At 66.8% G+C, this 25,815-nt stretch carries 26 protein-coding genes and 1 pseudogene; 9 read left to right on the forward strand and 18 right to left on the reverse strand.

The window, feature by feature from the left end; genetic code table 11:
• Positions 1-138: 138 nt before the first annotated feature.
• Positions 139-750 (reverse strand): helix-turn-helix domain-containing protein, encoded by a 612-nt coding sequence (locus tag QZM72_RS05515; protein WP_301737428.1) that lies wholly within the window; start codon positions 748-750, stop codon positions 139-141.
• Between the two features lie 158 nt (positions 751-908).
• Here QZM72_RS05515 and QZM72_RS05520 point away from each other — a divergent pair, with 158 nt between their 5' ends.
• The 4 genes from QZM72_RS05520 (at position 909) to QZM72_RS05535 (ending at position 4,873) form a co-directional block, all read left to right on the forward strand.
• The gene (locus QZM72_RS05520) at positions 909-2,108 is read left to right on the forward strand and encodes a glycine C-acetyltransferase (RefSeq protein WP_301737429.1); all 1,200 of its coding nucleotides are present in this window, start codon (positions 909-911) and stop codon (positions 2,106-2,108) included.
• A gap of 13 nt (positions 2,109-2,121) precedes the next feature.
• A complete protein-coding gene (tdh, locus tag QZM72_RS05525) occupies positions 2,122-3,150 on the forward strand; it encodes an L-threonine 3-dehydrogenase (RefSeq protein ID WP_006480187.1) in 1,029 nt (342 codons plus the stop codon).
• 573 nt (positions 3,151-3,723) lie between these two features.
• Positions 3,724-4,329 carry a TetR/AcrR family transcriptional regulator gene (locus tag QZM72_RS05530; RefSeq protein ID WP_301737430.1) on the forward strand — a complete coding sequence of 202 codons (606 nt, stop codon included), beginning with the start codon at positions 3,724-3,726 and terminating at the stop codon, positions 4,327-4,329.
• Between the two features lie 64 nt (positions 4,330-4,393).
• Positions 4,394-4,873 (forward strand): nuclear transport factor 2 family protein, encoded by a 480-nt coding sequence (locus QZM72_RS05535; RefSeq protein ID WP_050013484.1) that lies wholly within the window; start codon positions 4,394-4,396, stop codon positions 4,871-4,873.
• Positions 4,874-5,349: 476 nt separating this feature from the next.
• Here the strand turns inward: QZM72_RS05535 and QZM72_RS05540 are convergent, their stop codons facing one another.
• Positions 5,350-6,435 carry a tartrate dehydrogenase gene (locus QZM72_RS05540; protein WP_301737431.1) on the reverse strand — a complete coding sequence of 362 codons (1,086 nt, stop codon included), beginning with the start codon at positions 6,433-6,435 and terminating at the stop codon, positions 5,350-5,352.
• Positions 6,436-6,550: 115 nt separating this feature from the next.
• On the opposite strand from QZM72_RS05540, the gene QZM72_RS05545 reads away from it, so the two are divergent.
• A complete protein-coding gene (locus tag QZM72_RS05545; RefSeq protein WP_089470915.1) occupies positions 6,551-7,474 on the forward strand; it encodes a LysR substrate-binding domain-containing protein in 924 nt (307 codons plus the stop codon).
• Positions 7,475-7,539: 65 nt separating this feature from the next.
• Here the strand turns inward: QZM72_RS05545 and argC are convergent, their stop codons facing one another.
• Positions 7,540-8,481 (reverse strand): N-acetyl-gamma-glutamyl-phosphate reductase, encoded by a 942-nt coding sequence (gene argC / locus QZM72_RS05550; protein ID WP_301737432.1) that lies wholly within the window; start codon positions 8,479-8,481, stop codon positions 7,540-7,542.
• A 120-nt stretch (positions 8,482-8,601) separates the two neighbouring features.
• Between argC and QZM72_RS05555 the strand changes: the two genes are divergently transcribed.
• Positions 8,602-9,486, forward strand: coding sequence for a LysR family transcriptional regulator (locus tag QZM72_RS05555; protein ID WP_301737433.1), 885 nt, complete (start codon positions 8,602-8,604; stop codon positions 9,484-9,486).
• Between the two features lie 27 nt (positions 9,487-9,513).
• On the opposite strand, the gene QZM72_RS05560 is transcribed toward QZM72_RS05555, so the two are convergent.
• From QZM72_RS05560 to QZM72_RS05575, 4 genes are all read right to left on the reverse strand, one after another.
• Positions 9,514-9,978 (reverse strand): signal peptide protein, encoded by a 465-nt coding sequence (locus QZM72_RS05560; RefSeq protein ID WP_301737434.1) that lies wholly within the window; start codon positions 9,976-9,978, stop codon positions 9,514-9,516.
• A gap of 60 nt (positions 9,979-10,038) precedes the next feature.
• The gene (locus QZM72_RS05565) at positions 10,039-11,256 is read right to left on the reverse strand and encodes a patatin-like phospholipase family protein (protein ID WP_179233551.1); all 1,218 of its coding nucleotides are present in this window, start codon (positions 11,254-11,256) and stop codon (positions 10,039-10,041) included.
• A gap of 122 nt (positions 11,257-11,378) precedes the next feature.
• Entirely contained in the window at positions 11,379-12,164 is a 786-nt protein-coding gene (locus tag QZM72_RS05570; protein ID WP_301737435.1) for a 3-hydroxybutyrate dehydrogenase, read from the reverse strand.
• 52 nt (positions 12,165-12,216) lie between these two features.
• A complete protein-coding gene (locus tag QZM72_RS05575) occupies positions 12,217-12,957 on the reverse strand; it encodes an acetoacetate decarboxylase (protein ID WP_089468834.1) in 741 nt (246 codons plus the stop codon).
• A 432-nt stretch (positions 12,958-13,389) separates the two neighbouring features.
• Between QZM72_RS05575 and QZM72_RS05580 the strand changes: the two genes are divergently transcribed.
• Positions 13,390-13,971, forward strand: a complete 582-nt coding sequence (locus QZM72_RS05580; RefSeq protein ID WP_301737436.1) for an undecaprenyl-diphosphatase — start codon at positions 13,390-13,392, stop codon at positions 13,969-13,971.
• A 25-nt stretch (positions 13,972-13,996) separates the two neighbouring features.
• Here QZM72_RS05580 and QZM72_RS05585 read toward each other — a convergent pair whose 3' ends face one another.
• From QZM72_RS05585 to QZM72_RS05610, 6 genes and pseudogenes are all read right to left on the reverse strand, one after another.
• Positions 13,997-14,230 (reverse strand): hypothetical protein, encoded by a 234-nt coding sequence (locus QZM72_RS05585; protein ID WP_089468836.1) that lies wholly within the window; start codon positions 14,228-14,230, stop codon positions 13,997-13,999.
• A gap of 153 nt (positions 14,231-14,383) precedes the next feature.
• Positions 14,384-15,205, reverse strand: a complete 822-nt coding sequence (locus QZM72_RS05590) for a siderophore-interacting protein (protein ID WP_301737437.1) — start codon at positions 15,203-15,205, stop codon at positions 14,384-14,386.
• 38 nt (positions 15,206-15,243) lie between these two features.
• Positions 15,244-15,957, reverse strand: a complete 714-nt coding sequence (locus QZM72_RS05595) for a PadR family transcriptional regulator (RefSeq protein ID WP_301737438.1) — start codon at positions 15,955-15,957, stop codon at positions 15,244-15,246.
• Between the two features lie 182 nt (positions 15,958-16,139).
• Positions 16,140-17,228: pseudogene (locus QZM72_RS05600) on the reverse strand (2,3-butanediol dehydrogenase); the annotation flags it as partial.
• 1 nt (position 17,229) lies between these two features.
• On the reverse strand, positions 17,230-18,543 hold the full coding sequence (locus QZM72_RS05605; protein WP_301737439.1) for an MFS transporter: 1,314 nt from the start codon (positions 18,541-18,543) through the stop codon (positions 17,230-17,232).
• A gap of 18 nt (positions 18,544-18,561) precedes the next feature.
• Positions 18,562-19,095 (reverse strand): 2,4'-dihydroxyacetophenone dioxygenase family protein, encoded by a 534-nt coding sequence (locus QZM72_RS05610; RefSeq protein ID WP_301737440.1) that lies wholly within the window; start codon positions 19,093-19,095, stop codon positions 18,562-18,564.
• Positions 19,096-19,271: 176 nt separating this feature from the next.
• Here QZM72_RS05610 and QZM72_RS05615 point away from each other — a divergent pair, with 176 nt between their 5' ends.
• Positions 19,272-20,243 (forward strand): helix-turn-helix domain-containing protein, encoded by a 972-nt coding sequence (locus tag QZM72_RS05615; protein ID WP_301737441.1) that lies wholly within the window; start codon positions 19,272-19,274, stop codon positions 20,241-20,243.
• A 203-nt stretch (positions 20,244-20,446) separates the two neighbouring features.
• Here the strand turns inward: QZM72_RS05615 and QZM72_RS05620 are convergent, their stop codons facing one another.
• The gene (locus tag QZM72_RS05620; RefSeq protein ID WP_301737442.1) at positions 20,447-21,394 is read right to left on the reverse strand and encodes an aldo/keto reductase; all 948 of its coding nucleotides are present in this window, start codon (positions 21,392-21,394) and stop codon (positions 20,447-20,449) included.
• 348 nt (positions 21,395-21,742) lie between these two features.
• Complete coding sequence (locus QZM72_RS05625; RefSeq protein ID WP_011548718.1) at positions 21,743-22,363, reverse strand: LysE/ArgO family amino acid transporter; 621 nt, start codon at positions 22,361-22,363, stop codon at positions 21,743-21,745.
• 109 nt (positions 22,364-22,472) lie between these two features.
• Between QZM72_RS05625 and QZM72_RS05630 the strand changes: the two genes are divergently transcribed.
• Positions 22,473-23,366 carry a LysR family transcriptional regulator ArgP gene (locus QZM72_RS05630; RefSeq protein WP_006480142.1) on the forward strand — a complete coding sequence of 298 codons (894 nt, stop codon included), beginning with the start codon at positions 22,473-22,475 and terminating at the stop codon, positions 23,364-23,366.
• A 48-nt stretch (positions 23,367-23,414) separates the two neighbouring features.
• Here the strand turns inward: QZM72_RS05630 and fnr are convergent, their stop codons facing one another.
• The 3 genes from fnr to QZM72_RS05645 all read right to left on the reverse strand — a co-directional run bounded on the left by fnr (position 23,415) and on the right by QZM72_RS05645 (position 25,646).
• Complete coding sequence (gene fnr, locus QZM72_RS05635) at positions 23,415-24,161, reverse strand: fumarate/nitrate reduction transcriptional regulator Fnr (protein WP_089468844.1); 747 nt, start codon at positions 24,159-24,161, stop codon at positions 23,415-23,417.
• A gap of 103 nt (positions 24,162-24,264) precedes the next feature.
• Positions 24,265-24,732 carry a universal stress protein gene (locus QZM72_RS05640; RefSeq protein WP_301737443.1) on the reverse strand — a complete coding sequence of 156 codons (468 nt, stop codon included), beginning with the start codon at positions 24,730-24,732 and terminating at the stop codon, positions 24,265-24,267.
• 506 nt (positions 24,733-25,238) lie between these two features.
• Complete coding sequence (locus tag QZM72_RS05645) at positions 25,239-25,646, reverse strand: DUF3005 domain-containing protein (RefSeq protein WP_089468847.1); 408 nt, start codon at positions 25,644-25,646, stop codon at positions 25,239-25,241.
• Positions 25,647-25,815 lie beyond the last annotated feature (169 nt).

Below are 25,815 nucleotides of genomic sequence, written 5' to 3' on the forward strand. Positions count from 1 at the left end.
GGCTCCTGTCGACCGGGGCAGACGCCTCGGTGCGCCCGCTCCAGCCCATGCATGGCGGAATGTCCGTATAACTGTACAAACATACAGTGTTTTCCGCAACTGGCCTGCGACTGACCGTTTGGCTAGCTATACGCGCCGTCAGCGATGTATCACGATCAACAAGGCCCGCGCTTCGGCCTTGCCGGGATTGCGGATCGCATGCGGCTCGTCGGCCGGGTAGCGCGCGGTGTCGCCCGCCTTCAGCCGGCGGCTGGCCGCGGCGGCCTCGATTTCCATCGCGCCCTGCAGCACGGTGAGGTGCTCCCGCGTGCCCGGTTCGTGCGCGTTCGATACCAGTGCGCCGCCCCCCGGCAGCGTCAGCTCGTACCACTCGAACTTGCCGGCGAGTTCGATGGGGCCCCATACGCGCAACTGGTAACGGCCGTCGTGGCCGGCGAGCGTCGGAATGTCGTGCGGGCCATCCACGCGGATCGCCTCGGGCGTCTTCGGCTGCGAGAACAATTCGTCGAGGGTGATGCCGAGCGCGTTCGTCAGCCGCCATGCGACGGCGATCGTCGGGTTGGCCTTGTCGCGTTCGATCTCGGAGAGCATCGATTTCGATACGCCGGCGGCGCGCGACAGGTCGTCGAGCGTCAACTTGCGCTCGTTGCGCAGCCGCTGGATCTGCTCGCCGACGCGCGGCGGGGTCGCGGCCGGCGGCTGCGGGGCGGCGTCGGCAGGCGTGCGCCGCGATTCGGAGGAACTTGCCATTTGGATTCCGTTCGCTTAGAGTTGTTCGATATTTCGAATTCTAGTTCGGAATATCGGATAAATGCGGTCAACCGAACGACCGACTATAACAGTAGTAGGCCGTTGCGCCGCCACGAGCCGTGCGCCGCGGAATGCGAAACCCTGTCAGGAGCTTTGCGATGCGTGATGCCTTTCTCGCCCAGGTGCGCGGGACGCTCGACCAGATCCGCGCGGACGGTTTTTACAAGACCGAGCGCGAGATCGCGAGTCCCCAGGCGGCAGCCGTACGGCTTGCCGGCGGCGCCGGCGTGCTCAATTTCTGCGCGAACAACTATCTGGGTCTGGCGAACGATCCTCGCCTGATCGACGCGGCGAAGGCCGGCCTCGACCAGGACGGCTTCGGCATGGCATCGGTGCGGTTCATCTGCGGCACGCAAACCGTCCACAAGCAACTGGAAAGCGCGCTGGCCGCATTTCTCGGCACCGAGGACAGCATCCTTTATTCGAGCTGCTTCGACGCGAACGGCGGGCTGTTCGAGACGCTGCTCGACGAGAACGACGCGGTGATCAGCGACGAACTGAATCACGCGAGCATCATCGACGGCATTCGCCTGTGCAAGGCGAAGCGTTTGCGCTACAAGAACAACGATCTGTCCGACCTCGAGGCGAAGCTCAAGGAAGCCGACGCCGCGGGCGCGCGCCACAAGCTGATCGCCACCGACGGCGTGTTCTCGATGGACGGCATCATCGCCGATCTGAAAGGCATCTGCGATCTCGCCGATCGCTACGGCGCGCTCGTGATGGTCGACGATTCGCATGCGGTCGGCTTCATCGGCACGCACGGCCGCGGCACGCCCGAGCACTGCGGCGTCGAAGGCCGCGTCGACATCATCACCGGCACGCTCGGCAAGGCGCTCGGCGGCGCGTCGGGCGGCTATGTCGCCGCGCGTCGCGAGGTGATCGAACTGCTGCGCCAGCGCTCCCGTCCGTATCTGTTCTCGAACACGCTCACGCCGAGCATCGCCGCGGCATCGCTGGAGGTGCTCGAACTGCTCGGCAGCGACGAAGGCGCGAAGCTGCGCGAACGCGTGCGCGAGAACGGCGCGCGGTTCCGCAAGCAGATGACCGAAGCCGGCTTCACGCTCGTGCCCGGCGCGCATCCGATCATCCCGGTGATGCTCGGCGACGCGCAGCTCGCGACGAACATGGCCGACAAGCTGCTCGGCGAAGGCGTCTACGTGATCGGCTTCTCGTTTCCGGTCGTGCCGCGCGGCCGGGCGCGCATCCGCACGCAGATGAGCGCCGCGCATACGCCCGAACAGATCGACCAGACGGTCGCCGCGTTCGTGCGCGTCGGCAAGTCGCTCGGCATCATCTGACGGAGGCGCGACCATGAAAGCACTGGCAAAGCTCGAACGCGGCCCCGGCCTCACGCTCACGCGCGTGAAGCGCCCCGAAGTCGGCCACAACGACGTGCTGATCAAGATCCGCCGCACGGCGATCTGCGGCACCGACATCCATATCTGGAAGTGGGACGACTGGGCGCAGAAGACGATTCCGGTGCCGATGCACGTCGGTCACGAATACGTCGGCGAGATCGTCGAGATGGGGCAGGAAGTGCGCGGCTTCGCGATCGGCGATCGCGTGTCCGGCGAAGGCCACATCACCTGCGGTTTCTGCCGCAACTGTCGCGCGGGGCGCCGGCATCTGTGCCGCAACACGGTGGGCGTCGGCGTGAACCGCGAAGGCGCGTTCGCCGAATACCTGGCGATTCCGGCGTTCAACGCGTTCAAGATTCCGCCGGAGATCTCCGACGATCTCGCGTCGATCTTCGATCCGTTCGGCAACGCGACGCACACGGCGCTGTCGTTCAACCTCGTCGGCGAAGACGTGCTGATCACCGGCGCGGGACCGATCGGCATCATGGCCGTCGCGATCGCGAAGCACGTCGGCGCGCGCAACGTCGTGATCACCGACATCAACGACTATCGGCTGGAGCTCGCGCGCAAGATGGGCGCGACGCGCGCGGTCAACGTCGCCCGCGAGTCGCTGCGCGACGTGATGGCCGACCTGCACATGACCGAAGGCTTCGACGTCGGTCTGGAAATGTCGGGCGTGCCGAGCGCGTTCACGAGCCTGCTCGAGGCGATGAATCACGGCGGCAAGGTTGCGCTGCTCGGCATCCCGCCCGCGCAGACGGCGATCGACTGGAACCAGGTGATCTTCAAGGGGCTCGAGATCAAGGGCATCTACGGCCGCGAGATGTTCGAGACCTGGTACAAGATGGTCGCGATGCTGCAAAGCGGCCTCGACCTGTCGCCCATCATCACGCATCGCTTCGCGGCCGACGATTACGAGCAAGGCTTCGCCGCGATGCTGTCCGGAGAAAGCGGCAAGGTGATTCTCGACTGGACGGTCTGAGTCGAGTATCGAGAAAGACGGGGCCGTGCGGCACGTTTGCCGGCTGCCCCGTTTTCGTTTGCACGCACACGCACACGCACACGCACCGTCGAGCGTCGAGCGTCGAAACCCGTGATTCAACGCTTGAGGTGAGATTATTCGGGAGTTGTGTTCGCGCGCCGAATCGTCACACGATCCCGCCTAGGTGACGTGCAATGGCGGATTCGCTTCACCTGTCGGCAGCCGCTTCGCTTCTCGTCGTTACGCCATTCGACGCCCGCTTCTTTCCTTCCACGTACTTCCCGCTTCGCTTGGCATGCGAGCGTCCGCTCGACGCCGCAGGCGAAATCGTACCGACCCGAACATCAACCATGAGCCGCATGCGGCGTTGCAACTCACTGATACGAGGTGCGCGATCAACCTCCCATTGATGCTCAGGGCCGCTGCCTGATTCGTTCACCCTCCAATCCGCACGAATCGCGCCGAAGGCACAACCCGACGCACCAGCGCTTCGGGCACGATTCAGCCCTCCCGCCGGCAGGGCCTTTTCACACGGGTCTTGATGGCGGAGAACGATCGTTCTACCGTAACCCCATGAACACACCTCTCGACTCCTCCGGCGAACCGGGCGTTCGCGACCGGCTGCTCGACGCGGCCGAAGCGCTGATCTATTCGGGCGGCATCCATGCGACTGGCGTCGATGCGATCGTCAAGCGATCCGGCGCGGCACGAAAGAGCTTTTATTCGCATTTCGAATCGAAAGAGGCGCTGGTCGTCGCCGCGCTAGAACGTCGCGACGCGCGCTGGATGCGCTGGTTCGTCGACGGCACGCTGGCACGTGGCAACGCGCCGCGCGCGCAACTGCTCGGCATGTTCGACGTGCTGCGCGAGTGGTTCGGGCAGCCCGACTTTCACGGCTGCGCGTTCCTGAATGCGTCGGGCGAGATACCCGAAGCCGACGATCCCGTGCGGGTCGTCGCCCGCATGCACAAGGCGCGCCTGCTGGCGTTCGTGCGCGAGCGCTTCGATGCCTATGCCGACGAAACCGGCGTCGCGCGCCGCGGGCTCGCGCGCCTCGCGCGTCAGTGGCTCGTATTGATCGACGGCGCGATCGGTGTGGCGCTCGTCAGTGGCGATGCAAACGCCGCGCGCGATGCGCGCGCGACGGCTGAACTGCTGCTCGATACCGTTTCACGGTAGCCGACGCAGCGAATCCGAACCGGCTGCGTGCGTTCGCGGCCAGAACCCTGAACAGGAGCAACCCATGTCCGCTTCCCCCGAAGTTCGTCCGCCCGTTCCGCCCTTCACGCTTGAAACGGCGCGCCAGAAAGTGCGCGCCGCCGAGGACGGGTGGAATACGCGCGACCCGCAGCGCGTGTCGCTCGCCTATACGCCGCAAAGCCGTTGGCGCAATCGCGCGGAATTCGTGACGGGCCGCGACGAAATCGTCGCGCTGCTGCAGCGGAAGTGGGCGCGCGAACTCGATTACCGGCTGATCAAGGAGCTGTGGGCGTTCGACGGCAATCGCATCGCGGTGCGCTTTGCATACGAGTGGCATGACGATGCGGGCAACTGGTTCCGTTCGTACGGCAACGAGAACTGGGAGTTCGACGAAAACGGCCTGATGGCGCATCGTCACGCGAGCATCAACGATCTGCCGATTCGCGAGGCTGACCGTCTTTATCACTGGCCGCTCGGCCGTCGTCCCGACGATCATCCGGGGCTGTCCGACCTCGGGCTGTGAAGCCGCGCGCGTTCAAGGGATCGGCGAACGCATCACAGGCGATTCAATGGTGAGAAAATTCGGGAGCCTTCCGCTGAAGGTGAGATTTTTCGGGATCAGGTGAAATGTCGCGTCGAACTGTGTGCGTTGAACAGGCCGACGCGACATCGCAAGGGTAAAGCGGTGCATACATCGACGTGCAGTGGTGTGCTTCACCGCGTGATGCATCTCACTGATCGTATCGAAGCGATCATGCGCGGACGATCGGTGTGCGCGAGCGACACGTGCAGCTCACCGATCGGATCGTCTTTCGACGTGCAACGAAAAACCGCACAAGCAGTGCGCGTTGCGATGTGTCGTTGCTCACCGATCGACTTTACCACCTCCGCATCAGCGGAGTTCGCAAACGTGCGCAACCGCATCGTGCGCCGCTTGCGGCAGACCGATTCACGAAGCGCCCGCCGCCCGGCGCGAGCGCCGGGCACGACCGTCAACCCTCAACCCGCGATCCGCGCGGCGATCGCTTCGCCCACTTCCTGCGTGCCGGCGTTGCCGCCGAGATCGCGCGTACGCGGCCCGGTGCGCAGCACGTCCTCGATCGCCGCGACGATCGCATCGTGCGCGTCGCGTTCGCGGCCCGTGCCGTTGCCGAGGAAGTCGAGCATCATCGCCGCCGACCAGATCATCGCGACCGGATTCGCGATGTATTGCCCCGCGATGTCGGGCGCCGAACCGTGCACGGGTTCGAACAGCGACGGGAACGTGCGGTCGGGGTTCAGGTTCGCCGACGGTGCGATGCCGATGGTGCCCGTGCAGGCCGGCCCGAGATCCGACAGGATGTCGCCGAACAGGTTCGACGCGACGACGACGTCGAAGCGGTCCGGCTGCAGCACGAAGCGCGCGCAGAGGATGTCGATGTGCTGCTTGTCGACCGCGATCTCCGGATAGCGTTCGGCCATCTCGGCCGCGCGCGCATCCCACCACGGCATGCTGATCGCGATGCCGTTGCTCTTGGTCGCGACGGTGACGCGCTTCGCGCGACGCTGCGCGAGCTCGAACGCGAATTTCAGCACGCGTTCGGTGCCGTGCCGCGTGAAGATCGACTGCTGCATCACCACTTCGCGCTCGGTGCCTTCGAACATTGCGCCGCCGACCGACGAATATTCGCCCTCGGTGTTCTCGCGCACGATCATGAAATCGATGTCGCCCGGGCGGCGGCCGGCGAGCGGCGACGGCACGCCGTCGAACAGGCGCGCGGGCCGCAAGTTGATGTACTGGTCGAATTCGCGGCGGAATTTCAGCAGCGAGCCCCACAGCGAAATGTGATCGGGCACCGTCGCCGGCCAGCCGACCGCGCCGAACAGGATCGCGTCCATGCCCGACAGTTGGGCTTTCCAGTCGTCCGGCATCATCGTGCCGTGTTGCGCGTAGTAGTCGCAGCTCGCCCAGTCGATCTCGACGAAGTCGAAGCGCACGCCGAAGCGCGCGGTCACGGCGGCGAGCGCGCGCAGGCCCTCGGGCATCACTTCGCGGCCGATGCCGTCGCCGGGGATCACGGCAATCCTGTAAGTCCTGTCGGTCATGCAAATCTCCTTGGCTGGTTGGCCGGCTGCCGGGAAGGCGGCGGCCCGTCACGACATTCTATTTATTTCCATCTGGATTAAAATCGCTCAAAAGTTAATCGACTTTCCACGAATCGTGAATAAATCGCCGAACCTCGACGACCTGCGCGTGTTCAGCCTGGTCGTCCGCCTCGCGAGCTTCAGCGCGGCCGCCGAGCAACTCGCGGTGTCGCCCGCGTATGTCAGCAAGCGCGTCGCGATGCTCGAGACGCAACTCGGCACGCGCCTGCTGCACCGCTCGACACGCCGGATGACGGTCACCGAGGCCGGCGAACGCGTGTTCGCGCGCGCCGAAAAGATTCTCGACGACGTCGATCATCTCGTCGAGGACGTGTCGACCACGCGCACGGTGCCGCGCGGCACGCTGCGCATGTCGAGCAGCTTCGGCTTCGGCCGGCACGTCGTCGCGCCGGCGCTGCTCGACTTCAGCGCGCGCTATCCGCAACTGAACGTGCGGCTCGATCTGTTCGACCGGCTCGTCGATGTGGCCGGCGAAGGCTACGACCTCGACGTGCGCATCGGCGACGACATTGCCGATCATCTGATCGCGCGCCGCCTTGCCACGAACCATCGCGTGCTGTGCGCGTCGCCCGACTATCTCGCCCGCCGCGGGACGCCGCGCTCGCTCGCGGATCTGGCCTCGCACGACTGTCTCGCGATCAAGGAGCGCGATCATCCGTTCGGCGTATGGCGGCTGACCGTGCGCGGCGAAACGGCCACGGTGAAGGTCGGCGGCGCGCTGTCGACGAATCACGGCGAGGTGGCCGTGCAATGGGCGCTGGCCGGGCGCGGGATCGTGCTGCGCTCGATCTGGGAGGCCGGGCCGCTGATCGAGCGCGGCGCGCTGTGCCGCGTGCTGCCGGACGCGATCCAGCCCGCGAACATCTGGGCCGTGTATCCGGAACGCGTCGCGGCGTCGGCGAAGGTGCGCGTGTGCGTGGATTTTCTGGTGGAGACGCTGGCCGGCCTGAATGCCGCCGCGGGTGACGATACGGCCTGAAACCGGCTAAAGGTGAGCTTTTACGGGGGCATGCGCAGGCACCGTCGACGATGCCTGCGGGCGCGTCACGCCGCGTGTCGCGCACCGAGCATCAAGTCGAGATTCTGCACGGCGGCGCCGGATGCCCCTTTGCCGAGATTGTCGAACACGGCGGACAGCAGCACCTGGCCGCCGTCTGCGTTGACGAACACGCCGAGCCGCAGGTCGTTGGTGCCGTTCAGCGCTTGCGGATCGAGATGCGTGGCCGCCCGTGTGTCCGCGAGCGGCATCACGTCGACATGACGCGCGTCCGCGTAATGGTGCGCGAGACACGCATGCAGCCGCTCACCGGTCACCTCGGCCGGCAATAGCCGCAGCTCGATCGGGATGGTGAGCACGATGCCTTGCCGATAGGCACCGTAGGCCGGCACGAAGAACGGACGGTGCGCGAGCCCCGCATGCTGCCGGATTTCGGGCACGTGCTTGTGCTCGAGCGCGAGACCGTAGATCTGCAGCGGCAACGCGTTCGCGGCGGCATCGCCCGATTCGAACGCGTCGACGGCGGCCCTTCCGCCGCCCGAGTAACCGGACACCGCGTGGATGCTCACCGGGTAGTCGCGCGGCAGCAGCCCTGCCTGCAGCAGCGGGCGAAGCAGGCCGATCGCGCCCGTCGGGTAGCAGCCCGGATTGGTCACGCGCTTCGCATGCGCGATGTGTTGCGCCTGTCCGTCGGCCATCTCGGGAAAGCCGTAGACCCAGTCGGGCTGCGTGCGATGGGCTGAACTCGCGTCGATCACGCGTACCGCCGGGTTCCGGATGAAGCCGACCGCTTCGCGCGCGGCCGCATCGGGCAGGCACAGGATGGCGATATCGCACGCGTTGAGTGCGTCGGCGCGCCGCGCCGCGTCCTTGCGTTCGGCGGCGGGAAGCGTGAGCAGCTGCATGTCGGTGCGGTCGCGCAGACGCGCGTGAATCTGCAACCCGGTCGTGCCCTGGTCGCCGTCGATGAAGACAGTGGGGAAGCTCATGATGGTCGTGTGCGTCGCGTTCGGTCGTCGAGGAAGCCGTATCGTCCACCGAACGCCTAGAATAGGAAAAGTTGAATTTGCTGATCGTCTGATTCAGTTTTTCTGAACGAGAGGGGTGTGATGCGCGAGATCAGTCTGGACCGTCTGCGTACGCTGGTTGCGATCGCGGACCACGGATCCTTCGTGGCGGCGGCGCAATGGCTTCATCTCGCCCCGCCCACCGTCAGTCTGCATGTCGCCGAGCTGGAAAGCCGCGTCGGCGCGCCGCTGCTGTCCCGCACGCGCGGCAACGTGCGGCCGTCGGTGATCGGCGAAGTGCTGGTGGAGCGGGCGCGGCGTCTGCTGGCGGAAGTCGAATCCACGCTGGACGACGTGCAGCGACAGGTGCAGGGGTTGACCGGGCGTGTCCGCCTCGGCGCATCGACCGGCGCGATCGCGCACCTGTTGCCGCAGGCGGTGGCCGGCCTGCGTGCGCAGCATCCGGATATCGACGTGCAGATCGCGGTGCTCACGTCGCAGGACACGCTGGCGCGCATTGCACAAGGCGCGCTCGATGTCGGGCTGGTCGCGCTGCCGCAAGCGCCGGTCGCGGGGCTGTCGATCCGCCCGTGGCGGCGCGATCCGGTGATGGCTTTCCTGCCCGCGGACTGGCCGCTTCCGGCCCGTGTGACGCCCGCGTATCTGGCCGCGCGGCCGTTGATTCTCAACGATGCGACGACGCGCCTGTCGCGGCTCACGACCGAATGGTTCGCGCTCGGCGGCCACCGGCCCGAGCCGCGGATCGAACTCAACTACAACGATGCGATCAAGAGCCTGGTCGCCGCAGGGTACGGCGCGACGCTGCTGCCGCACGAGGCGGGCGCCCCGCTGCCGGATGCGCGCATCGTCATGCGGCCGTTACGTCCGGCGTTGTGGCGCGAACTGGGCATTGCGCATCGGGCCGGCCCGGTCGAACGGGCGACACAGCACGTGCTCGATGCGCTGCGGGCGCTCGGCGCGCGATAGCGGGCCGTCGGGCGGCCGGCCGCGCGTTCAGAGCCGGTTGTCCTTCGCCAGCGTGAGCACGCGCGCCCAGCGCTGTGCATCGCGCTTGTCCATCATCGGCAGCTTCCATTCGCCGTGCACGGCGTCGCGCACGCGCACGACGAGATGCCAGCGGCCGTCGATCGGCGCGGCCTCGCAACCGTCGAGCTGCGACAGCGTATAGCGGCCATCCGCGCCGTCATGCGACAGCCACAGCAGCCCTTGCGTCGCGGATACGCGCAACTCGCCCCACGCGCGATGCACGATATGCGTCCAGCCTTCTTCCTTCGTGTTCGGTGCGATGTCGCGACGGCGCTTGAGCCACCACGCGACCAGTGCGATCAGGAGCGCGGCGGCCAGCACGGCGGCCGCGATCGCGACCGGCTGGCCGAACTGCGCGGCGATGACGTGAAACAAGTGAACGGCGCCCCACCCCAGGGCGACGAGCGCGAATAGCGCAATGAAAATCGGCATGTCGAATCGGAAAGGAGGACGAGCCGGCGCGGGCGGCGCGCCGGCCCGTTGCACACGGCATTACCGGCGGCGGTGAATGTCGTGCGTGACGAAGCCCGCGTCGTTGGTGGGCAGCGCGAGGCCGTCCTTCACCGCGAGCGTCTTGCGGATGTCGTCGAGACCCGCGGACCAGTGGTCGCGCATCGTCGACAGACCGAACTGATAGTCCTTGTAGTGATGCTCGTACGCTTTCTGCTGATAGATCAGGTGTTGAATGTTGTACTTCTTCCCGCTCGACATTTCCTCGGCCTCGACGCACCACGGATCTGTCTTGCGCTGTTCTTCCGGCACCCGTTCGAGCACGTGGCGCAGCACGTTGCGGTAGCGCTGTTCGCGCTGCAGCGTGTCGGTGACGAAACGCGTGCGGCTCGAATACTGCACGTCCTTCGTGCGCTCGGCGACGTCGGCCATCGTGCGCGGCAGCGGCCCGCGCGCGCTCCACAGATCGACCTGGAACGCGAGCGTGTCGCTGCGCGGCCGGGCGCGCAGCACTTCCATCAGCGGCGTGTTCGACACGACGCCGCCGTCCCAGTAATACTCGCCGTCGATCTCGACGGGCGGGAACGCGGGCGGCAACGCACCGGACGCCATGAAATGCTCGGGCGCGAGACGGATGCGCGAGTTGTCGAAGTACACGAAATTGCCGGTGCCGACGTTGACCGCGCCGACCGACACGCGCGTTTCGCCCGAATTGATCCGGTCGAAATCGCATAGTTTCAGCAGCGTCGTGCGCAGCGCCGACGTGTCGTACCAACTGATCTTTTGCGGATGATCGGCCACGCCCGGCAGCGGCGGCGGAAAGCGCGGCACGAAGAATCCCTGCTGGCCCTGCATCATCGCGCTGGCTGCCTGCGATGCGGTGAAGAACGTTCGGACCTGATCGATGCTGTTGAACAGCGCGAATTCGAACGCGGCCGGAATCGCGGGAAAGAACGCCGGCTGGCAGATCGTTTCCCAGAATTCGCGCAGGCGCTCGACGCGATGCTCGGGCGCATTGCCGGCGATCAGCGCGGTGTTGAGCGCGCCGATCGAGATGCCGGCGATCCAGTCGAGCGGAATGCCTGCTTCATGCAGCCCTTCGAACACGCCGGCCTGATACGCGCCGAGCGCGCCGCCGCCCTGCAGGACGAGCGCGATCGTTTCGTACGGCAGCGACCGCGCAGCAGCCGGCGCGCCGGCTTCGTGCTGCAGGTCCGCCGCATCGACGGCCTGCTTTTCTGTACGCGCGTGCGGTTTCATCAGTTGCTCCGAGAAATCCCGCCGTGGGCGGCGGTGATGGATGGCGTGACGTCGATCGACGGCACGCCATCTCGAGAAGGACGGTGGCGCGGAAGTCGCCTACCGTCGGGGAGGCACTCGCGTTACTGCATGAACCAGCCGTGGCTGACGACGAACGACTGGCCGGTGAGCGCGGCGCTCGGGAACGCCGACAGGAACAGCACCGTCTGCGCGACGTCCTGCACCGTCGTGAACACGCCGTCGACCGTATTGCCCAGCATCACCTTCTTGATCACGTCCTCTTCGCTGATGCCGAGCTCCTTCGCCTGCTCCGGAATCTGCTTGTCGACCAGCGGCGTGCGCACGAAGCCCGGACACACCACGTGCGAGCGCACGTTGTGCTTCGCGCCTTCCTTCGCCAGCACGCGCGCGAGACCCAGCAACCCATGCTTGGCCGTCACGTAGGCCGACTTCAGCGGCGACGCCTCGTGCGAGTGCACCGAGCCCATGTAGATCACGACGCCGCCGCGATCGTCCTTGTACATGTGCTTGAGCGCGGCCTTCGTCGTCAGGAATGCGCCATCGACGTGGATCGCCTGCATCTTCTTCCAGTCGGCGAACGAGTAGTTCTCGATCGGATTGACGATCTGGATGCCGGCGTTCGACACGAGGATGTCGACCGAGCCGAACGCCTCGGCCACCTTGTCGATGCCGCTGTTCACGGCATCTTCATTGGTCACGTCCATCGCGACGCCGATCGCCTTGCCGCCCGCCTTGACGATCTCGTCGGCGACCGCGTTCGCGCCGTCCTGGTTCAGGTCGGCGATCGCGACGGCCGCGCCGGCCTTGGCCAGCTCAAGCGCGATTTCCTTGCCGATGCCGCTCGCGGCGCCCGTGACGACTGCGGTCTTGCCATTCAGGTTGCTCATGTTCGAATTCCCGTGGTGAAAGGATTGACAGGGAGAAAGGGCTGTTGACGTGTTACTGGGCCAGGTAATCGTAGACGACTTCGCCGAGACCCAGCGTCAAATCTGCGACGAGGTGGCGCGCTTCGACGATCTCGAGCACGGGCAGGTCGGCCACCGGCGCGAGCGCGTGCGGCGCCAACTCGAGCGAGGCGGGGCCCGTCCATGCGCCCTTCATCTTGATGTCCTGCATGTAATAGCGCACCAGTTCGCATACGCGCGCGGTGCCGTCGACGTGCGGGATGATCTTCAACAGGAAATTGGGGCCGGCGAGTCGTTTCGCCTGCTCTTCGATATCGAGTTCCTTGTGCTTGTAGCCCATCGTGCCGGTCGCGACACGCACCTTGCCGTAGTCGAGCGTGCCCAGGATGTGATCGGTGTTCACGTGCAGCGTGGGCGACGCGAGCTTCTTCGGGAAGCCCCACAGCTCGCGGCCGCCGGCGATCGGCGGGTGATCGTCGAGATACATCGCGAGCGTATAGCCGCCCGGCTGGCCGTCGTATTCGACGGGGATCACCTGGCCGCTTTCGGTGTAATCGCCGAAGCCGGTCGAATCGGCCATGCGGATGAATTCGTAATGCACGAGCGGCTCGGTGACCTGTAGCGGCTCGGGGACGATTTCACGGAGGCGGTCCGGATCGGTGCGGTACGTGATGATCAGAAACTCACGATCGACGAAACGGTACGGGCCCATCGGGAACGCGGGGCTGGTCAACGGCATCGCAAACGCCTTCGATCGGACATCGCTGGGTTTCATGCGGACTCCTTGTTGTTGAGCGCTTCGTGGATGAGTGGTCGTAATCGTATGCCTGTGCGTTGCCGTTGTGCGATGCCGCATATGGAATTAATTGTTGCCGATTTCGAATTATTTGAGGCGTAAATATTGAGATGAACGAGGCAAACGGCCTGAACGGCACGCGGCCAAGCGAGGGTCGCATGCGTCGATGACGCCATCATGTGAAAAAGGTGAGGCTTTACGGGAGGCAGGGTGAGCTTTTACGGGGACCTTCACGTGGGAATGTGACAATTGTGTGAACTTATGTTGCAGTGCAGGTTCTAAGTGCGTTCGCCGCGCGGGCCTCGTCCGGGCGGCTGCCGCATTCAGCCCCGCTTAAGCGGCCACGCTCTGGCATCGTTCGACGCCGGCGGGGCAACCGGCCGAACTTTTACGCCTCACGCAACCGGATTCATGCAGAACGTCAATCTCGCTCTCTTTTCCGCCATCAACGCCGGCGGTGTGCCGCACCCGGGCGTTGCCCGCCTCGCGATCTTCGCCGCCGACTGGCTCGTCTACGCGCTGCCCGCGATGCTGCTGCTGACCTGGATCTTCGGCGCGCGCCCCGCGCGGCGCCAGGCGATCGAAGCCGGCCTCGGCGTTTGCGTGGCGCTCGGGCTCGCGCAGGTGCTCGGGCATGTCTGGTTCTCCCCGCGCCCGTTCATGGCCGGCGTCGGCACGCAGTTGATTCCGCACGCGCCGGACAGTTCCTTTCCGAGCGATCACATGACGTTCGCGTGGAGCATGGCGATCGGCCTGCTGCTCGGCGGCACGACGCGGGTCACCGGTTTCGTGATGGCCGCGATGGCCGTGGCGATCGCATGGGGCCGCGTCTATGCGGGCGTGCACTGGCCATTCGACATGGCGGGCGGCGTGCTGGTCGGCACGGTCGGCGCGCTGGCCGCGCACCTGTACGGGCAACGCGTGACCGCGCCGCTCGAACGGCTCGGCGATTCGGTGCACGCGGTCGTGATGGGGCGCCGGCAGGCGCCGTAAGCGGAAGGCAACCGGCAGGACGCCGTCAGCCGGACGAGCCGGGTGTGCGGGCCGCGTCGGCCGAGGCGGACGGGCCGCCGCCCGCGTCGCGCAGTTCGGGGGTATCGGCCGGAGGCCGCGCGGCATCGCGGTTGAGGGCGCTTTCCGTCAGGATCGCGCACATCGCGACGAACAGCGCGACGACTACCGCGGCGAGGCCGCAATAGCCGGCGATCTTCAGGTGGCGAAGGAAAGGCGAAGCGTGGCTTTCTTTTGTCATGACCGGGCGCTCCTGGGCGGGCTGCGGCGGCTGTCGCCCGACAGCGGCGCGCAGACATAGATATATACCAGCCGCGATGCCGGTGCCAAGCCCGCCGCTGCGCCGGCGCCACGATTGTTTCAGCCGCCCGGCAACCGGGCGCCCATCCCCCGCTCAGTCTTCCAGCGTTTCGTGCACGGCCGCCGCGCCGCGCTTCCAGTAGGCCGCCGCGCGGATGCGCGACTTGTCGACGCCGCGTTCGCCGGTCAGGTGCTGGCGCACCGCACGCATCGACAGCGCTTCGCCGGCCGCCCACACGTAGCCGTCGCCGGACGACGGCAGCGGCAGATCGCGGACGGCGTTCAGCAGCGTGTCGCCGTTCGCCGTGTCGGCTTCGGCGCGGAAGCGCCAGATTTCATGCACGTCGGCGCGCGTGTCGAACGAGATCTGTGCGGTGCGATCCGCGACTTCCAGCACGACCGCCGCGCGCGCGCCGGCCGGCAATTCCTCGAGACGCCGCGCGACGGCCGGCAGCGCCGTATCGTCGCCGATCAGCAGGTGCCAGTCGAAATCGGTCGGGATAACAAACGATCCGCGCGGGCCGCCGATGCCGAGCCATTGGCCGACGCGCGCTTGCGCGGCCCACTGCGATGCGGGGCCAGGATGGTTCAGCACGAATTCCAGATCGAGTTCGCAGGCGGCGCGATCGAAGCGGCGCGGCGTGAAGTCGCGCGCGACCGGCTTCGGTTCGCCTTCCGGAAACTCGGGGCCGTTCGCGCCGAGCGTCGGCAGCGCGGGCCGTTCCGCGCCGGGCGGCGGGAAAAAAACCTTCACGTGATCGTCGAACGACGCGGATTCGAAATCCGCGAGATCGGCGCCGCCGAGCGTGACGCGCAGCAGATGCGGCGTCACGGTGTGCACGCGCAGCACTTGCAGCAGGCGGAACTTGAGGGCGTGGCGCACGCGGGTGACGGTGCGTTCGGACGTGTTCTGCATCGATCCGTTCTCCTTGGGTTGTGACGGGGCGGCGCGGATCACGCGCCGGCGCCGCCTTCTATTTCGGCCGTCGCGCGGCGCATGATGGCCGCGATGCGGCGCTGTTCGTCGGCATCGGCGGCGCTCTTGTGCAGCAGCGCGCGCTTGAGCGCGAGACGCGCCTCGACGAATTCCGGCAGCCAGCCGGGCTGCGATGCGTCCGGCGCATCGGCGCCCGCCGATTCCCCGGCGAACGCGCGGCGCATGAATTCCATCTTGCGAGCGAGGTGCGTGAGGCGCGCGAACAGCGTGTCGACGCGTTCGCGCTGGGCATCGAGATGCTCGCGGCCGGCGTCGGTCAGCGCATAGCGCTTACGGTTGCCTTCCGCCTGCGACGCGACGAAGCCGACTTCGTCGAGATACGTGAGCGCCGGATACACCATGCCGGGGCTCGGGCTGTAGAAACCGTTTGAGCGCGTGTCGAGCGCCTTGATCAATTCGTAGCCGTGGCTCGGTTGCTCGGCCACCAGCGCGAGCAGCAGCAGTTGGAGATCGTCGGAGCTGAACTGGCGGCCGCGCGGCATCGCGTCGTCGCCGAAATCGCCAAAGCCGCCGCGCCCGCCCCGGCCGCCGAACGGGCCGCCACCGAATGCATCGTGGCCGCCGCGACGGTGGCGGCCGATCGCGTGCCAGAGACCGGCGAACCAGTCGGGGCGGGCATGCGCACCATGACCGTCGCATCGGGCATGGCCGCGGAAGTGGTTGTGTCGCATGATCGTGTCCTATATGTCGTAAAACATATCTAAAGATATATATCGAAAGATAGGGAGTCAAGGGGATTATTGGGGGCGGGATGGGGGGCGGCGTGACCGACGGCTTGCGGCGAAGCGGCCCCTACGGCGCTCTGTGGAATTTGAGACCGCATCGATCCCCAGGACCGCAACGCGTGATGCCTCCCGATGGTGGTGGCCCCGCGTGCCGGCCGTTGCGCGGGTGAAACGAGAATCTTGATCTGCGTGCGGTCGGCGAGCAGCGCATCGAAGCCGTCGGCGACGGCATCTTCGAGCGCGACGGTGCGCGTGACGATCGACGTGAGGTCGAGCGCGCCCGACGCGACGATGCGCAGCAGGTCTTCGTACGCGTGCCGGTAGCCGACGCTCGCGGTGAAGGTCAGCTCGTCGTTGACCGCGCGGAACGCGTCGAAACTTGCGTGCGGCATCAGGCCGACCATTACGACCCGGCCGCCTTTACGCAGTGCGCGCGTCGCCGATTCGAACGTGGCCTGCAAGCCGGCCGCTTCGAAACTCGTATCGACGCCGAGCCCGCCGGTGGCCGCGCGAATCGCGCCCTGCATCGACGATGGATCGAGCCCGCGCGCATCGAACGCATGCGTCGCGCCGAAACGCGTGGCCGCCGCGAGCCGTTCGGGCGACACGTCGACGGCGACGATCGTCGTCGCGCCCTGCAGCTTCGCGAGCATGATCAGCAGCAGGCCGATCGGCCCGAGCCCGAACACCGCGCAGGTGTCGCCGAGCCGCGGTTCGCCTCGCCGCAGTGCGTGCAGCGCAACGGCGGCCGGCTCCATCACGGCGGCCTGTTCGAGGCTCACGCCGTCGGGCAGGCGATGCAGCATGTAGGCCGGCATGACCGCGAAGTCGGCCATCCCGCCGTCACCCATCAGCCCGGCGAAGCCCATCGACACGCACAGGTTGTACGACCCCGAGCGGCAATACGCGCACTGGCTGCAGCGATATTCGGGCTCCACCGCGACGCGATCGCCCGCGCGCAGCGCCGTCACGCGTTCGCCGACTTCGACGACGGTCCCGCAGAACTCGTGGCCGAGCGTCAGCGGCGCGGTGCGGCGCGACAGCGGATGCGGCGCGTCGACCGGAATCGCGTGCGGGCCGTCCGCGTATTCGTGCAGGTCGCTGCCGCAGATGCCGCAATACGCGACCGCGATGCGCACGTCGCCGGGGCCGACGCGCGGCGTGTCGATTTCCACGAGACGGACGTCGCGCGGGCCATGCCATTGAAGTGCGCGCATGTCAGCGTCTTCCGAGGTTCGGGGTATCGAGACGGCCCGCGGTGGCGCCTGCGAGCGCACGCTTGTGCAGCACGGCCGGCGCGGTTTCGACGAGGCCTAACGACAGCACGCACGCGAGGATCGCGCCGGCGGCCGACGTCCACATCGCGAACTGCAGGCCGTAACTGTCCGCCGCGAAGCCGGCGACGGTCGGTGCGACGAAGCCGCCGATCAGCTCGCCCGCGCCCATGATCAGCCCGAGCGCGCTTGCGATTGCGCGCGGCGGCACCGTTTCGGCCGGGATCGTCGCCATGAACAGCGTGAAGCAGCCGAGCCCCGTGTACGTGGCGAACACGAGTGCGCCGAGCGCCCAGACCGAGCCGACGTGGATCAGCACGACCGGGCACGCGGCCGCGACCAGCGCGAACACGATCATCGTCGGCTTGCGGCCGATCCGGTCGGAGATTGCCGGCACCGCGAAGCCCCAGAACACCCACGCGGCGCCCAGGCAGGTCATCACGACGCCCATGTCGGATGGCGACAGGTGGCGGCTTTGCACGAGGAACACCGGACCGAACGAGATGATCACGACGAACCACGTGAGGAAGAAGCAGCTGCTCAGCACGCACAGCAGGATGTTGCGCTCTTTCAACAGCGCCCAGCGGCTGACCTCGGCGCCGCCGGCTGCCTGGGCGCCATGCGTGGTCGCGCTTTCCGCCTGCGCGTGGCGCACGCTGCCGGGCGGCGCTTCGCGCACCCAGCGCCACAGGCAGAACGCGATCAGGAAGCCCGGCACGCACGACACGTAGAACGCCTCGCGCCAGCCGTAGGCGGTCGCGATGCCGATCACGACCGGCGGCCCGATCATCGCGCCGAGCAGGCCGGCGGCCGAGCCCTGCAGCAGGCCCATGTTCAGCCCGCGGCGGCTCGGCGTCGAACTCTCGACCATCAGCGATTGCGACAGCGGCAGCACGGGGCCTTCGGCGATACCCATCAGCGCGCGAAACGCGATCAGGCTCGCGAAGCCGCCGACGAGGCCCGACAGCGCCGAGCACACGGAAAAGCCCAGCACGGCCGCGATCAGCAGCGGCTTGCGAGTGCCGCGCGCGTCGGACCACGCACTCGTGACGGCGCCCGACAGCGCCCACGTGAGCGCGAGCGCGGACGACACCATGCCGAGTTGCGCGTTCGTCAGGTGCAGCTCGGCTGACATGAACGGGAACAGGAACGACAGCGCGAGGCGGTCGAAGAACACGAAGCCGAACGTCATGAACAGGATCAGCAGCAGCCGGTTCTCGTATGTCCAGGCAGGTCTGGAGGAGCAAGCGGAAGTCATCGTGAGCCTCGCCGCGCGTCAGCGGAACAGCTTTTCGATTGCTTGCGCGCCGAGGCCGACCTTCTCGTAATGCGCCTTGCACATCGCGATGTACGAATGCACGTCGAAGTAGCCGTCGGGATTGCCTGCTTCGTCGAGCCAGATCAGCGGCCCCTTGACGATGAAGAACGCGCGCATCGGCTCGGGGTGATCGAACGCGACGAGCGTGTGACCTTCGCCCGGCGTCTCGTACACGAAATCGCCGCGCGTGGCGGTCCATGCGTGTTCCAGGTAACCCCATTTCCCCGACAGCGTGTACGCGAACACCTCGTGCGGGTGATAGTGCCGGTTCACGAGCCCGGCTTCCTTCGCCATCAGGATGTCGCACCATTTGTTCTGCGACGGCGAGATCCACAGCGGCCGCGATGAAACCGTTTCGGTGAACGGAACGTAATAGCGCTCGTCGTCGGTGGCCGTGTTCGGGATGTAGGCTTCGGGCAGCGCATCGGGCTTGAACGGATTGGCAATCGCCGGGATGTTTTGCCAGAATTCGGATACGGCTTTGTCGACCACGGTATGTCTCCTCGTATGGGTTGTCGTGGGCTCGACTTTAGCCAGCCGGTGCGCGCCGCTCTTGACTGGGCTGGACGAATTGCTTGACCGAGCCGGACATTGCATCGCACAAGCATCCAGACGAGCCATCTCCCAATCCGTGCCGCTCCGCACGACAGGCGCCAGCAGGAGGCGACGTGACGAATTCGACCGTTCTTTCATGCACGCGAGGCTCGACGGCCGACGTGCCGGCGCACGACAGGATGGCGTACTGGGATGCGTTCAATGCGGCCACGCTGGTCGGCCTGCGCTGCTCGTCGCTGTCGCCGGCCGGGCTCGAGGCCGAGAAGACGGACATCGCGCTGCCGGGCCTCGGCATCGCCGACATCAGCGGGCAGGACCACGTGATCGAGCGCAGCCCCGCGCTGGTGCGCCAGTTGCCGAAGGAGTCATTGTTCGCGTGCCAGATCACGAGCGGGCGCGCCTATTTCATTCAGCGCGACCGGTGCCTGCTCGCGGAAGCCGGCGATGTGGTCGTCTACGACACGCGCGTGCCTTATCTGTTCGGATTCCTGACGCCGATGCGGCAGTTGCTGATCGATATCCCGATCACGACGTTCGACGACCGCCTCGATGCGGAGCTGGCCGCGCTACCGCTGCGCATCGCGCCGAAGCCGGGCGCGGGCGCGATGCTCGGCGCGACGTTGCGGGCGAGTGTCGAGCGGTTCATGCAGGCGCCGGTCGAGCGCGACGTCGCCCGGTTCGTCGAGCACACGCGCACGCTGATCGCGGAACTCATCGACACGGAAGTGAACGGCGCGGGCGCATCGCGCGCATCGCTGTCGTACCTGCTGACCGCGAAGCAGTACATCGCGACGCATCTCGGCGAGCCGGGGCTCGGACCGCAAGCCGTCGCCGATGCGGTCGGGTTGTCGCTGCGGCATCTGGGCCGCCTCTTCGCGGCCGAAGGCGAATCGATCACGCAGCACATCTGGTCGGAACGGCTGTCGCATGCGCACCGCGAGCTGACCGATGCACGGCTGCGCAAGACGAGCATCGGCGAGATCGCGTTTCGTTGGGGATTTTCGAGCCAGGCGCACTTCAGCCGCGCGATTCGCGAGCGCTACGGCGCGTCGCCGATGGCGCTGCGCGATGCGGCGCGTGCATGACGAGCGTGACGGACGTAACGGGAACGGCGGGCAAGGTGGTTCATCGGCGGTTTTTATGTGTGATTTTGATTCGGCGCGAAGAAGCCCGGTCGAGCCCCGCGGCCATCGGATGCTCGCCATTGTATCCACCCGTCCTGCGTAAATCGCAGGCAGGCCGCGGAACCGCTCGAGCGTGCGATTCCATCGGCCTGCCGCCGGCGGCTTCAGGGCGCGCTGGCCTCGTCGATCCGGCGGATGTCGTCCTGATCGAGCGTGACGCGGATCGCTTCGCCGAGCAGCGCGAGCTGCTCGAGCGACGTCGCGCTCGCGATCGGCGCGGTGATCGTCGGCCGCGCGATTTGCCATGCGAGCGCGATCGCGGCCGGCTGCGTGCCGTGCTTCGCCGACACGTCGTCGAGCGCGGCGACGATGCGCAGGCCGCGTGCGTTCAGATAGCCGGCGACGCGATCGCCGCGCACGCTCTTCTTCAGGTCGGCCTCGCTGCGGTACTTGCCCGACAGGAACCCGCTCGCGAGCGCGTAGTAGTTGACGACGCCGAGCTTCAGCTCGCGCACGACCGGCTCGAGATCGCGTTCGTAGTCGGCCCGAGCGAGCAGGTTGTATTCGGGCTGGATGACCTGGTAGGCGGGCAGCCCGTCGCGCGCGCTGATGGTGGCGGCTTCGCGCAGGCGTGCGCCGCTGTAGTTCGACGCGCCGATGATGCGCACCTTGCCCGCGTCGATCAGCGTTTGATAGGCGCCGAGCGTCTCTTCGAGCGGGGCCGTGTCGGCCAGATCGCGATGCGAGAAATACAGGTCGATGTAGTCGGTCTGCAGGCGGCGCAGCGAATCGTCGACGGCCTTCAGGATGTTGTCTTTCGACAGCCCCGCGCGCGTGCCGAGCAGGCCGACCTTGGTCGCGATCACGACCTGCTCGCGCTTGCCGGAGCGCTTCAGCCACTTGCCGATGATCGTTTCCGATTCGCCGCCGTGGTTGCCGGGCGCCCAGGCCGAATAGACGTCGGCCGTGTCGATGAAGTTGATGCCGGTGTCGGCGAGTGCGTCAAGCAACGCGAACGATGCGTTCTCGTCGACGGTCCAGCCGAAGACGTTGCCGCCGAACGCGAGCGGCGAAACCTGGATGCTGGATGTACCGAGGGTGCGATGGGCCATGTTCCTCTCCGATAACTGCAGGTAACGGGATTGAACTGCGGGATGGGTCGAGGCGATCGCGGCGGGACGGCAGGATGCGCGGGGCGGTTCCGCCGTGGTCGCGGGACACCGGACATTCTCGCCGATCGTTTCGATTCGTGCAGGCGCGGTAACGTCGCGATGGTGGACGGATTGCGGCAGATGACGGAGGCCGTGTCCGCTGCGTGAGTCCGCCGGGTGGCTAAGCTCGATCGGGAGCGAATTTTTGCGGCGACGTGCGCGACGGGAATCACGCAGGTTGCGCGGGCGGGGCGCCGACGCGGAGGGAAAGCCGGACGGCACGCGGCCGCCCGTGCGCAGACGGTTCGGTCAGCGCAACTGCACCGCCGCGAGGAACAGCACCATGCTGCCGATCGCGCCATCCAGCACGCGCCACGCGACCGCCTTGCGGAACCACGGTGCCAGCAAACGCGCGCCATAGCCGAGCCCGAGGAACCACACGACGCTGACCGTCATCGCGCCGATCGCGAACGCGAGCCGTGCGCCTTCCGGCTCGCGTGCGCCGGCCGTGCCGATCAGCAGGAACGTGTCGAGATACACATGCGGGTTGAGCCACGTGAACGCGAGCGTCATCAGCACGATCGCGAGCGCGCCCTGCGGCGGCGGCGCGACGGCGTCGCCGCGCACGTCGAGCGTGTCGTGGCCAGGCTTGAACGCACGGCGCAGCGCATTGATGCCGAACCACGCGAGATACGCGAGGCCGACGTACAGCACAGCGTGAACGAAGGTCGGATAGCGCTCGACGAGCACCGAAGCGCCGCCCACGCCAGCACCGATCAGGATCATGTCGGACACCGCGCACAGCAGCACGATCTTGCCGACGTGCGAGCGCATGATGCCCTGGCGCAGCACGAACGCGTTCTGCGCGCCGATGGTGACGATGAGCGACGCGCACAGCGCGGCGCCGTGGGAAAAAGCGAGCCAGTTCATGAGGGGGGCAGCCGTGGAAGGAGTAGACGAATGAATCGGGTAGCGCTAGTCTGCGGTCGGTATGGGAATAAGAGAAGCTAAATCACCTAATGTGGATTAAGGAAATCTAATGCTCGACTACGCGTTGCTCGATGCCCTCGCGGCGGTGATCCGGCACGGCTCGTTCGAGCGGGCGGCCAAGGAGCTGAACGTCACGCCGTCGGCCGTGTCGCAGCGCGTGAAGCTGCTGGAGGAACGGGTCGGCAGCGTGCTCGTCAAGCGCGGGCAGCCGTGCGTCGCCACCACGTCGGGCGCGCTGTTGTGCCGGCATACCGAACGCGTGCAACTGCTGGAAGCCGAGCTGGGCGGCCGGATGCCCGCGTTGCCGGGCCAGATCGCGAGCGCGTGGCCGACGTTGCGCGTGGCCGTCAACGACGACAGTGTCGCGACGTGGTTCATCGACGCGGTCGGGCCGTTTTGCACCGAGCGCGAGACGCTGCTCGACCTCGTGATCGACGATCAGGATTACACGGCGTCGCGTATCCGCGACGGCAGCGTGCAGGGCGCGGTGACCGCGCAGGCCGAGCCGATCCAGGGGTGCCGCTCGGAGCGGCTCGGGCGGATCCGCTATCGCGCGGTATGCTCGCCGGCGTTCTACGCACGCTATTTCGACGCGGGAATCACGCGCGATGCGCTGCGCCGCGCGCCGTGCGTGATGTTCAATCCGAAGGACGGGTTGCAGGCGCGTTTCATCCGGCGCGTGACGCGCGCGGATCTCGATCCGCCGCAGCACTGGATACCGCACGTCGCGGGCTATCTGCGGGCATGCGAAACGGGATTGGGATGGGGGATGTGCCCGGACCGAATGGTCGACCGCCAGCTGGCGGCGGGTGAATTGATCGACATGTCGCGCGGGCGAACCATCGACATCGATCTGTACTGGCAGAGCTGGCGTTTGTCGATCGGCTGGCTCGACGATTTCAGCGCGGCGCTGAAGGCGCGCGCCGCGCTGTTTCTCGATTGACCGGCGACGTGACGCAGGCGGCGCGCACGCGGTGCGCGCCGGGCGGCGTCAGACGTGCTGCAGGCCGTCGAAGTCGATGATCTGCACGTGACGGCCCTGCATTTCGATCAGGCCGCGCTTCTGGAATTTCGACAGCGTGCGGCTGACCGTTTCGAGCGTCATGCCGAGATAGCTGCCGATGTCCTCGCGCGTCATCCGCAGGTTGAATTCCGACGGCGAGTAGCCGCGCTTCAGGTAGCGCGACGACACGTCGAGCAGGAAAGCGGCGACGCGCTCTTCGGCATTCAGCGAACCGAGCAGCATCGTTTGCGACGTTTCGCGCACGATCTGCTCGCTCATCAGCTTGTGCATGCGCAACTGCATCGAGCCGGCTTCCGAGCACAGCGCCTTGAGCGCGCTGTACGGAATCACGCAGACCGAGCTGTCTTCCAGCGCGACCGCGGTGCGCGGGTGCGTATCGTCGCAGATGCCGTCGAGGCCGAGCGCTTCGCCGGCGAGATGCAGGCCCGTAACCTGTTCTCGGCCGTCATGGCGCGTCGCGACGGTTTTCAACGAGCCCGAGCGCACCGCGTACAGGTTGTCGAATGCGTCGCCTTCGCGAAACAGCGCTTCGCCGCGCTTGACCGGGCGTGCCGCGCAGATGACCGACTCGAGGCGGCTGAGCGCTTCGGGCGCGAGGCCCTGCGGCATGCACAGGTGCCGCATCGCGCACGACGAGCAGTGTGCGGCCTGGCGGGGAGCCCAGCTGCCGGTATGGGGCACGGCGGCGGGGCGGGTGGCGACGGGCGTCAGCATGATCGTTTACTCCGGCATTGGATCGACGAAATCATTGTCCCACCGCAAGTTGCCGCTGTCGGGTGACAAAACGTCGCGACCGGCCGCGCGTGCCGAACGCCGCTCAGGCAGCCGGCTCGTCCGCGTTGGCGGCCGCCGGGATCAGCAGCACCGGCAGCGTCGCGTGGCGCACGCATTGTTCGGCAATGCTGCCGAGCACGAGGCGGCGGAAGCCGCGGCGGCCGTGCGTGCCGAGCACGAGCAGATCGGCGCCGAACGCTTTCGCGCCGTCGAGGATCAGCGACGATACGTCGTTGATCGACGTCGCTTCGTTCAGCCGCGTTTCGCCTTTCACGCCGGCAGCCTGCATCAGCTTCGCGAAATCCTGCGCGAGCGCGTTGCCCTGCGCGACGAGCTGATCGCGCAACACGGACGGATCGTAGCCGGGCACGTTGTAGTAGATCGCGGCGTTCTCGACGACGTAGAACGGCTGCAGCTCCGCGCCGTGCGCTTTCGCGAGCGCCAGCGCGGCATCGAACGCATGGCGGGACGTGTTGCTGCCGTCGACGGCAACCAGAATACGCTTGTACATAGTGTCTCCGAATGGCGGGTTGAAACGAAGTCGGCCGGATGGCCGATCGGGCCGGGCAATGCGCGACGCTGCGAGGCAGGGTAAACCAACGGCCGCGATCGTGCAGCGAGGCGCCTGCCGTGCCGTGCGACCGCGCCGTCTGTGCCGGCCGTGCGTGGCCATGCGCGCCACGCGTGATGCGTGTCGTATGGTTCGGCTGCGTCGTCGGCGAAAACGCATGCGCGCGCATCGACCCGGCATGGCAACCATGCCGATGCGGCGCACGTAGCGCCATTCAATCGAAATCGCGCCGTGACGCCATGACTTCGATCAACGCATGTGCGTCGATACGATGCGCGGCATGCATGATTGCGAATCCCGATGCCAATACGCGGAATCGTTTACCGCGACATCGTGCGAGCACGTCTCGGCCCGCGGTCCGGTCGCGCGCGAATGCACCGCCATCGGTCATCGTCATCGGCCGATGGCGGTTCCCAAACGAACGATCGATTCAAACGTCGCACGGGCTATCTCGGCACGACGGTCAACTCGATGACGCGCTCCGGCCGGCGGCCATGGCCGGGCCAGTACGCGCTGCCGTACATCCGATGAGCGGGACCGAACGGCGTGTCGCCCGCGGACGGCGCGTCGAAGCCCTTCTCGATCACCATGTAGCCGGCGCGCAGCGCGAACGCCGGATGGTTGCCGTCGGGGCGGCTGTCGAAACCGGCCAAACCGTCGCCGGCTTCCGGCATCGCATTGACGAGCGACGCGTTGCTGCGTGTGATCTGGTCCGGCGAGATCGGCCCGACGCCGGCGAGCCGCGACGCTTCGCGGTGCTTGCCGTCGGTGTCGACCGTGCTGTCGTGCGTGTCGTCGTTGTCGAGTTCGATGCTGCGCGGATGCGCACGACGTGTTTGAGCGGATGATTCCATCGCGGCTCTCCTGGCGGCGACACGCTCCGGATCGAAGCAAATCCCGTTCCGGGCACGACGGGAAAAGGCGCGCGGGCGATCGCCGCGGTCGCGCGGCGCGCACTGATTTGTCATGATTTATTTCAGCTAGAAGACGCGTTTTCTACAGAGTATGATTCTTTTCCTGCGA

This window comes from Burkholderia sp. AU45388, assembly GCF_030481585.1.
Lineage (GTDB): Bacteria > Pseudomonadota > Gammaproteobacteria > Burkholderiales > Burkholderiaceae > Burkholderia > Burkholderia sola.

What these genes read in the sequence shown, in the direction of transcription:
- QZM72_RS05565 (WP_179233551.1), bottom strand. Translation starts at nt 11,256, where the DNA reads ATGAAACCGCACGCGCGTACAGAAAAGCAGGCCGTCGATGCGGCGGAC.
- QZM72_RS05640 (WP_301737443.1), bottom strand. Translation starts at nt 24,732, where the DNA reads ATGTACAAGCGTATTCTGGTTGCCGTCGACGGCAGCAACACGTCCCGC.
- QZM72_RS05620 (WP_301737442.1), bottom strand. Translation starts at nt 21,394, where the DNA reads ATGGCCCATCGCACCCTCGGTACATCCAGCATCCAGGTTTCGCCGCTC.
- QZM72_RS05515 (WP_301737428.1), bottom strand. Translation starts at nt 750, where the DNA reads ATGGCAAGTTCCTCCGAATCGCGGCGCACGCCTGCCGACGCCGCCCCG.
- QZM72_RS05590 (WP_301737437.1), bottom strand. Translation starts at nt 15,205, where the DNA reads ATGCAGAACACGTCCGAACGCACCGTCACCCGCGTGCGCCACGCCCTC.
- QZM72_RS05595 (WP_301737438.1), bottom strand. Translation starts at nt 15,957, where the DNA reads ATGCGACACAACCACTTCCGCGGCCATGCCCGATGCGACGGTCATGGT.
- QZM72_RS05625 (WP_011548718.1), bottom strand. Translation starts at nt 22,363, where the DNA reads ATGAACTGGCTCGCTTTTTCCCACGGCGCCGCGCTGTGCGCGTCGCTC.
- QZM72_RS05555 (WP_301737433.1), top strand. Translation starts at nt 8,602, where the DNA reads ATGCGCGAGATCAGTCTGGACCGTCTGCGTACGCTGGTTGCGATCGCG.
- argC (WP_301737432.1), bottom strand. Translation starts at nt 8,481, where the DNA reads ATGAGCTTCCCCACTGTCTTCATCGACGGCGACCAGGGCACGACCGGG.
- QZM72_RS05520 (WP_301737429.1), top strand. Translation starts at nt 909, where the DNA reads ATGCGTGATGCCTTTCTCGCCCAGGTGCGCGGGACGCTCGACCAGATC.
- QZM72_RS05580 (WP_301737436.1), top strand. Translation starts at nt 13,390, where the DNA reads ATGCAGAACGTCAATCTCGCTCTCTTTTCCGCCATCAACGCCGGCGGT.
- QZM72_RS05535 (WP_050013484.1), top strand. Translation starts at nt 4,394, where the DNA reads ATGTCCGCTTCCCCCGAAGTTCGTCCGCCCGTTCCGCCCTTCACGCTT.
- QZM72_RS05575 (WP_089468834.1), bottom strand. Translation starts at nt 12,957, where the DNA reads ATGAAACCCAGCGATGTCCGATCGAAGGCGTTTGCGATGCCGTTGACC.
- QZM72_RS05530 (WP_301737430.1), top strand. Translation starts at nt 3,724, where the DNA reads ATGAACACACCTCTCGACTCCTCCGGCGAACCGGGCGTTCGCGACCGG.
- QZM72_RS05585 (WP_089468836.1), bottom strand. Translation starts at nt 14,230, where the DNA reads ATGACAAAAGAAAGCCACGCTTCGCCTTTCCTTCGCCACCTGAAGATC.
- QZM72_RS05605 (WP_301737439.1), bottom strand. Translation starts at nt 18,543, where the DNA reads ATGACTTCCGCTTGCTCCTCCAGACCTGCCTGGACATACGAGAACCGG.
- QZM72_RS05570 (WP_301737435.1), bottom strand. Translation starts at nt 12,164, where the DNA reads ATGAGCAACCTGAATGGCAAGACCGCAGTCGTCACGGGCGCCGCGAGC.
- fnr (WP_089468844.1), bottom strand. Translation starts at nt 24,161, where the DNA reads ATGCTGACGCCCGTCGCCACCCGCCCCGCCGCCGTGCCCCATACCGGC.
- QZM72_RS05560 (WP_301737434.1), bottom strand. Translation starts at nt 9,978, where the DNA reads ATGCCGATTTTCATTGCGCTATTCGCGCTCGTCGCCCTGGGGTGGGGC.
- QZM72_RS05645 (WP_089468847.1), bottom strand. Translation starts at nt 25,646, where the DNA reads ATGGAATCATCCGCTCAAACACGTCGTGCGCATCCGCGCAGCATCGAA.
- QZM72_RS05540 (WP_301737431.1), bottom strand. Translation starts at nt 6,435, where the DNA reads ATGACCGACAGGACTTACAGGATTGCCGTGATCCCCGGCGACGGCATC.
- tdh (WP_006480187.1), top strand. Translation starts at nt 2,122, where the DNA reads ATGAAAGCACTGGCAAAGCTCGAACGCGGCCCCGGCCTCACGCTCACG.
- QZM72_RS05630 (WP_006480142.1), top strand. Translation starts at nt 22,473, where the DNA reads ATGCTCGACTACGCGTTGCTCGATGCCCTCGCGGCGGTGATCCGGCAC.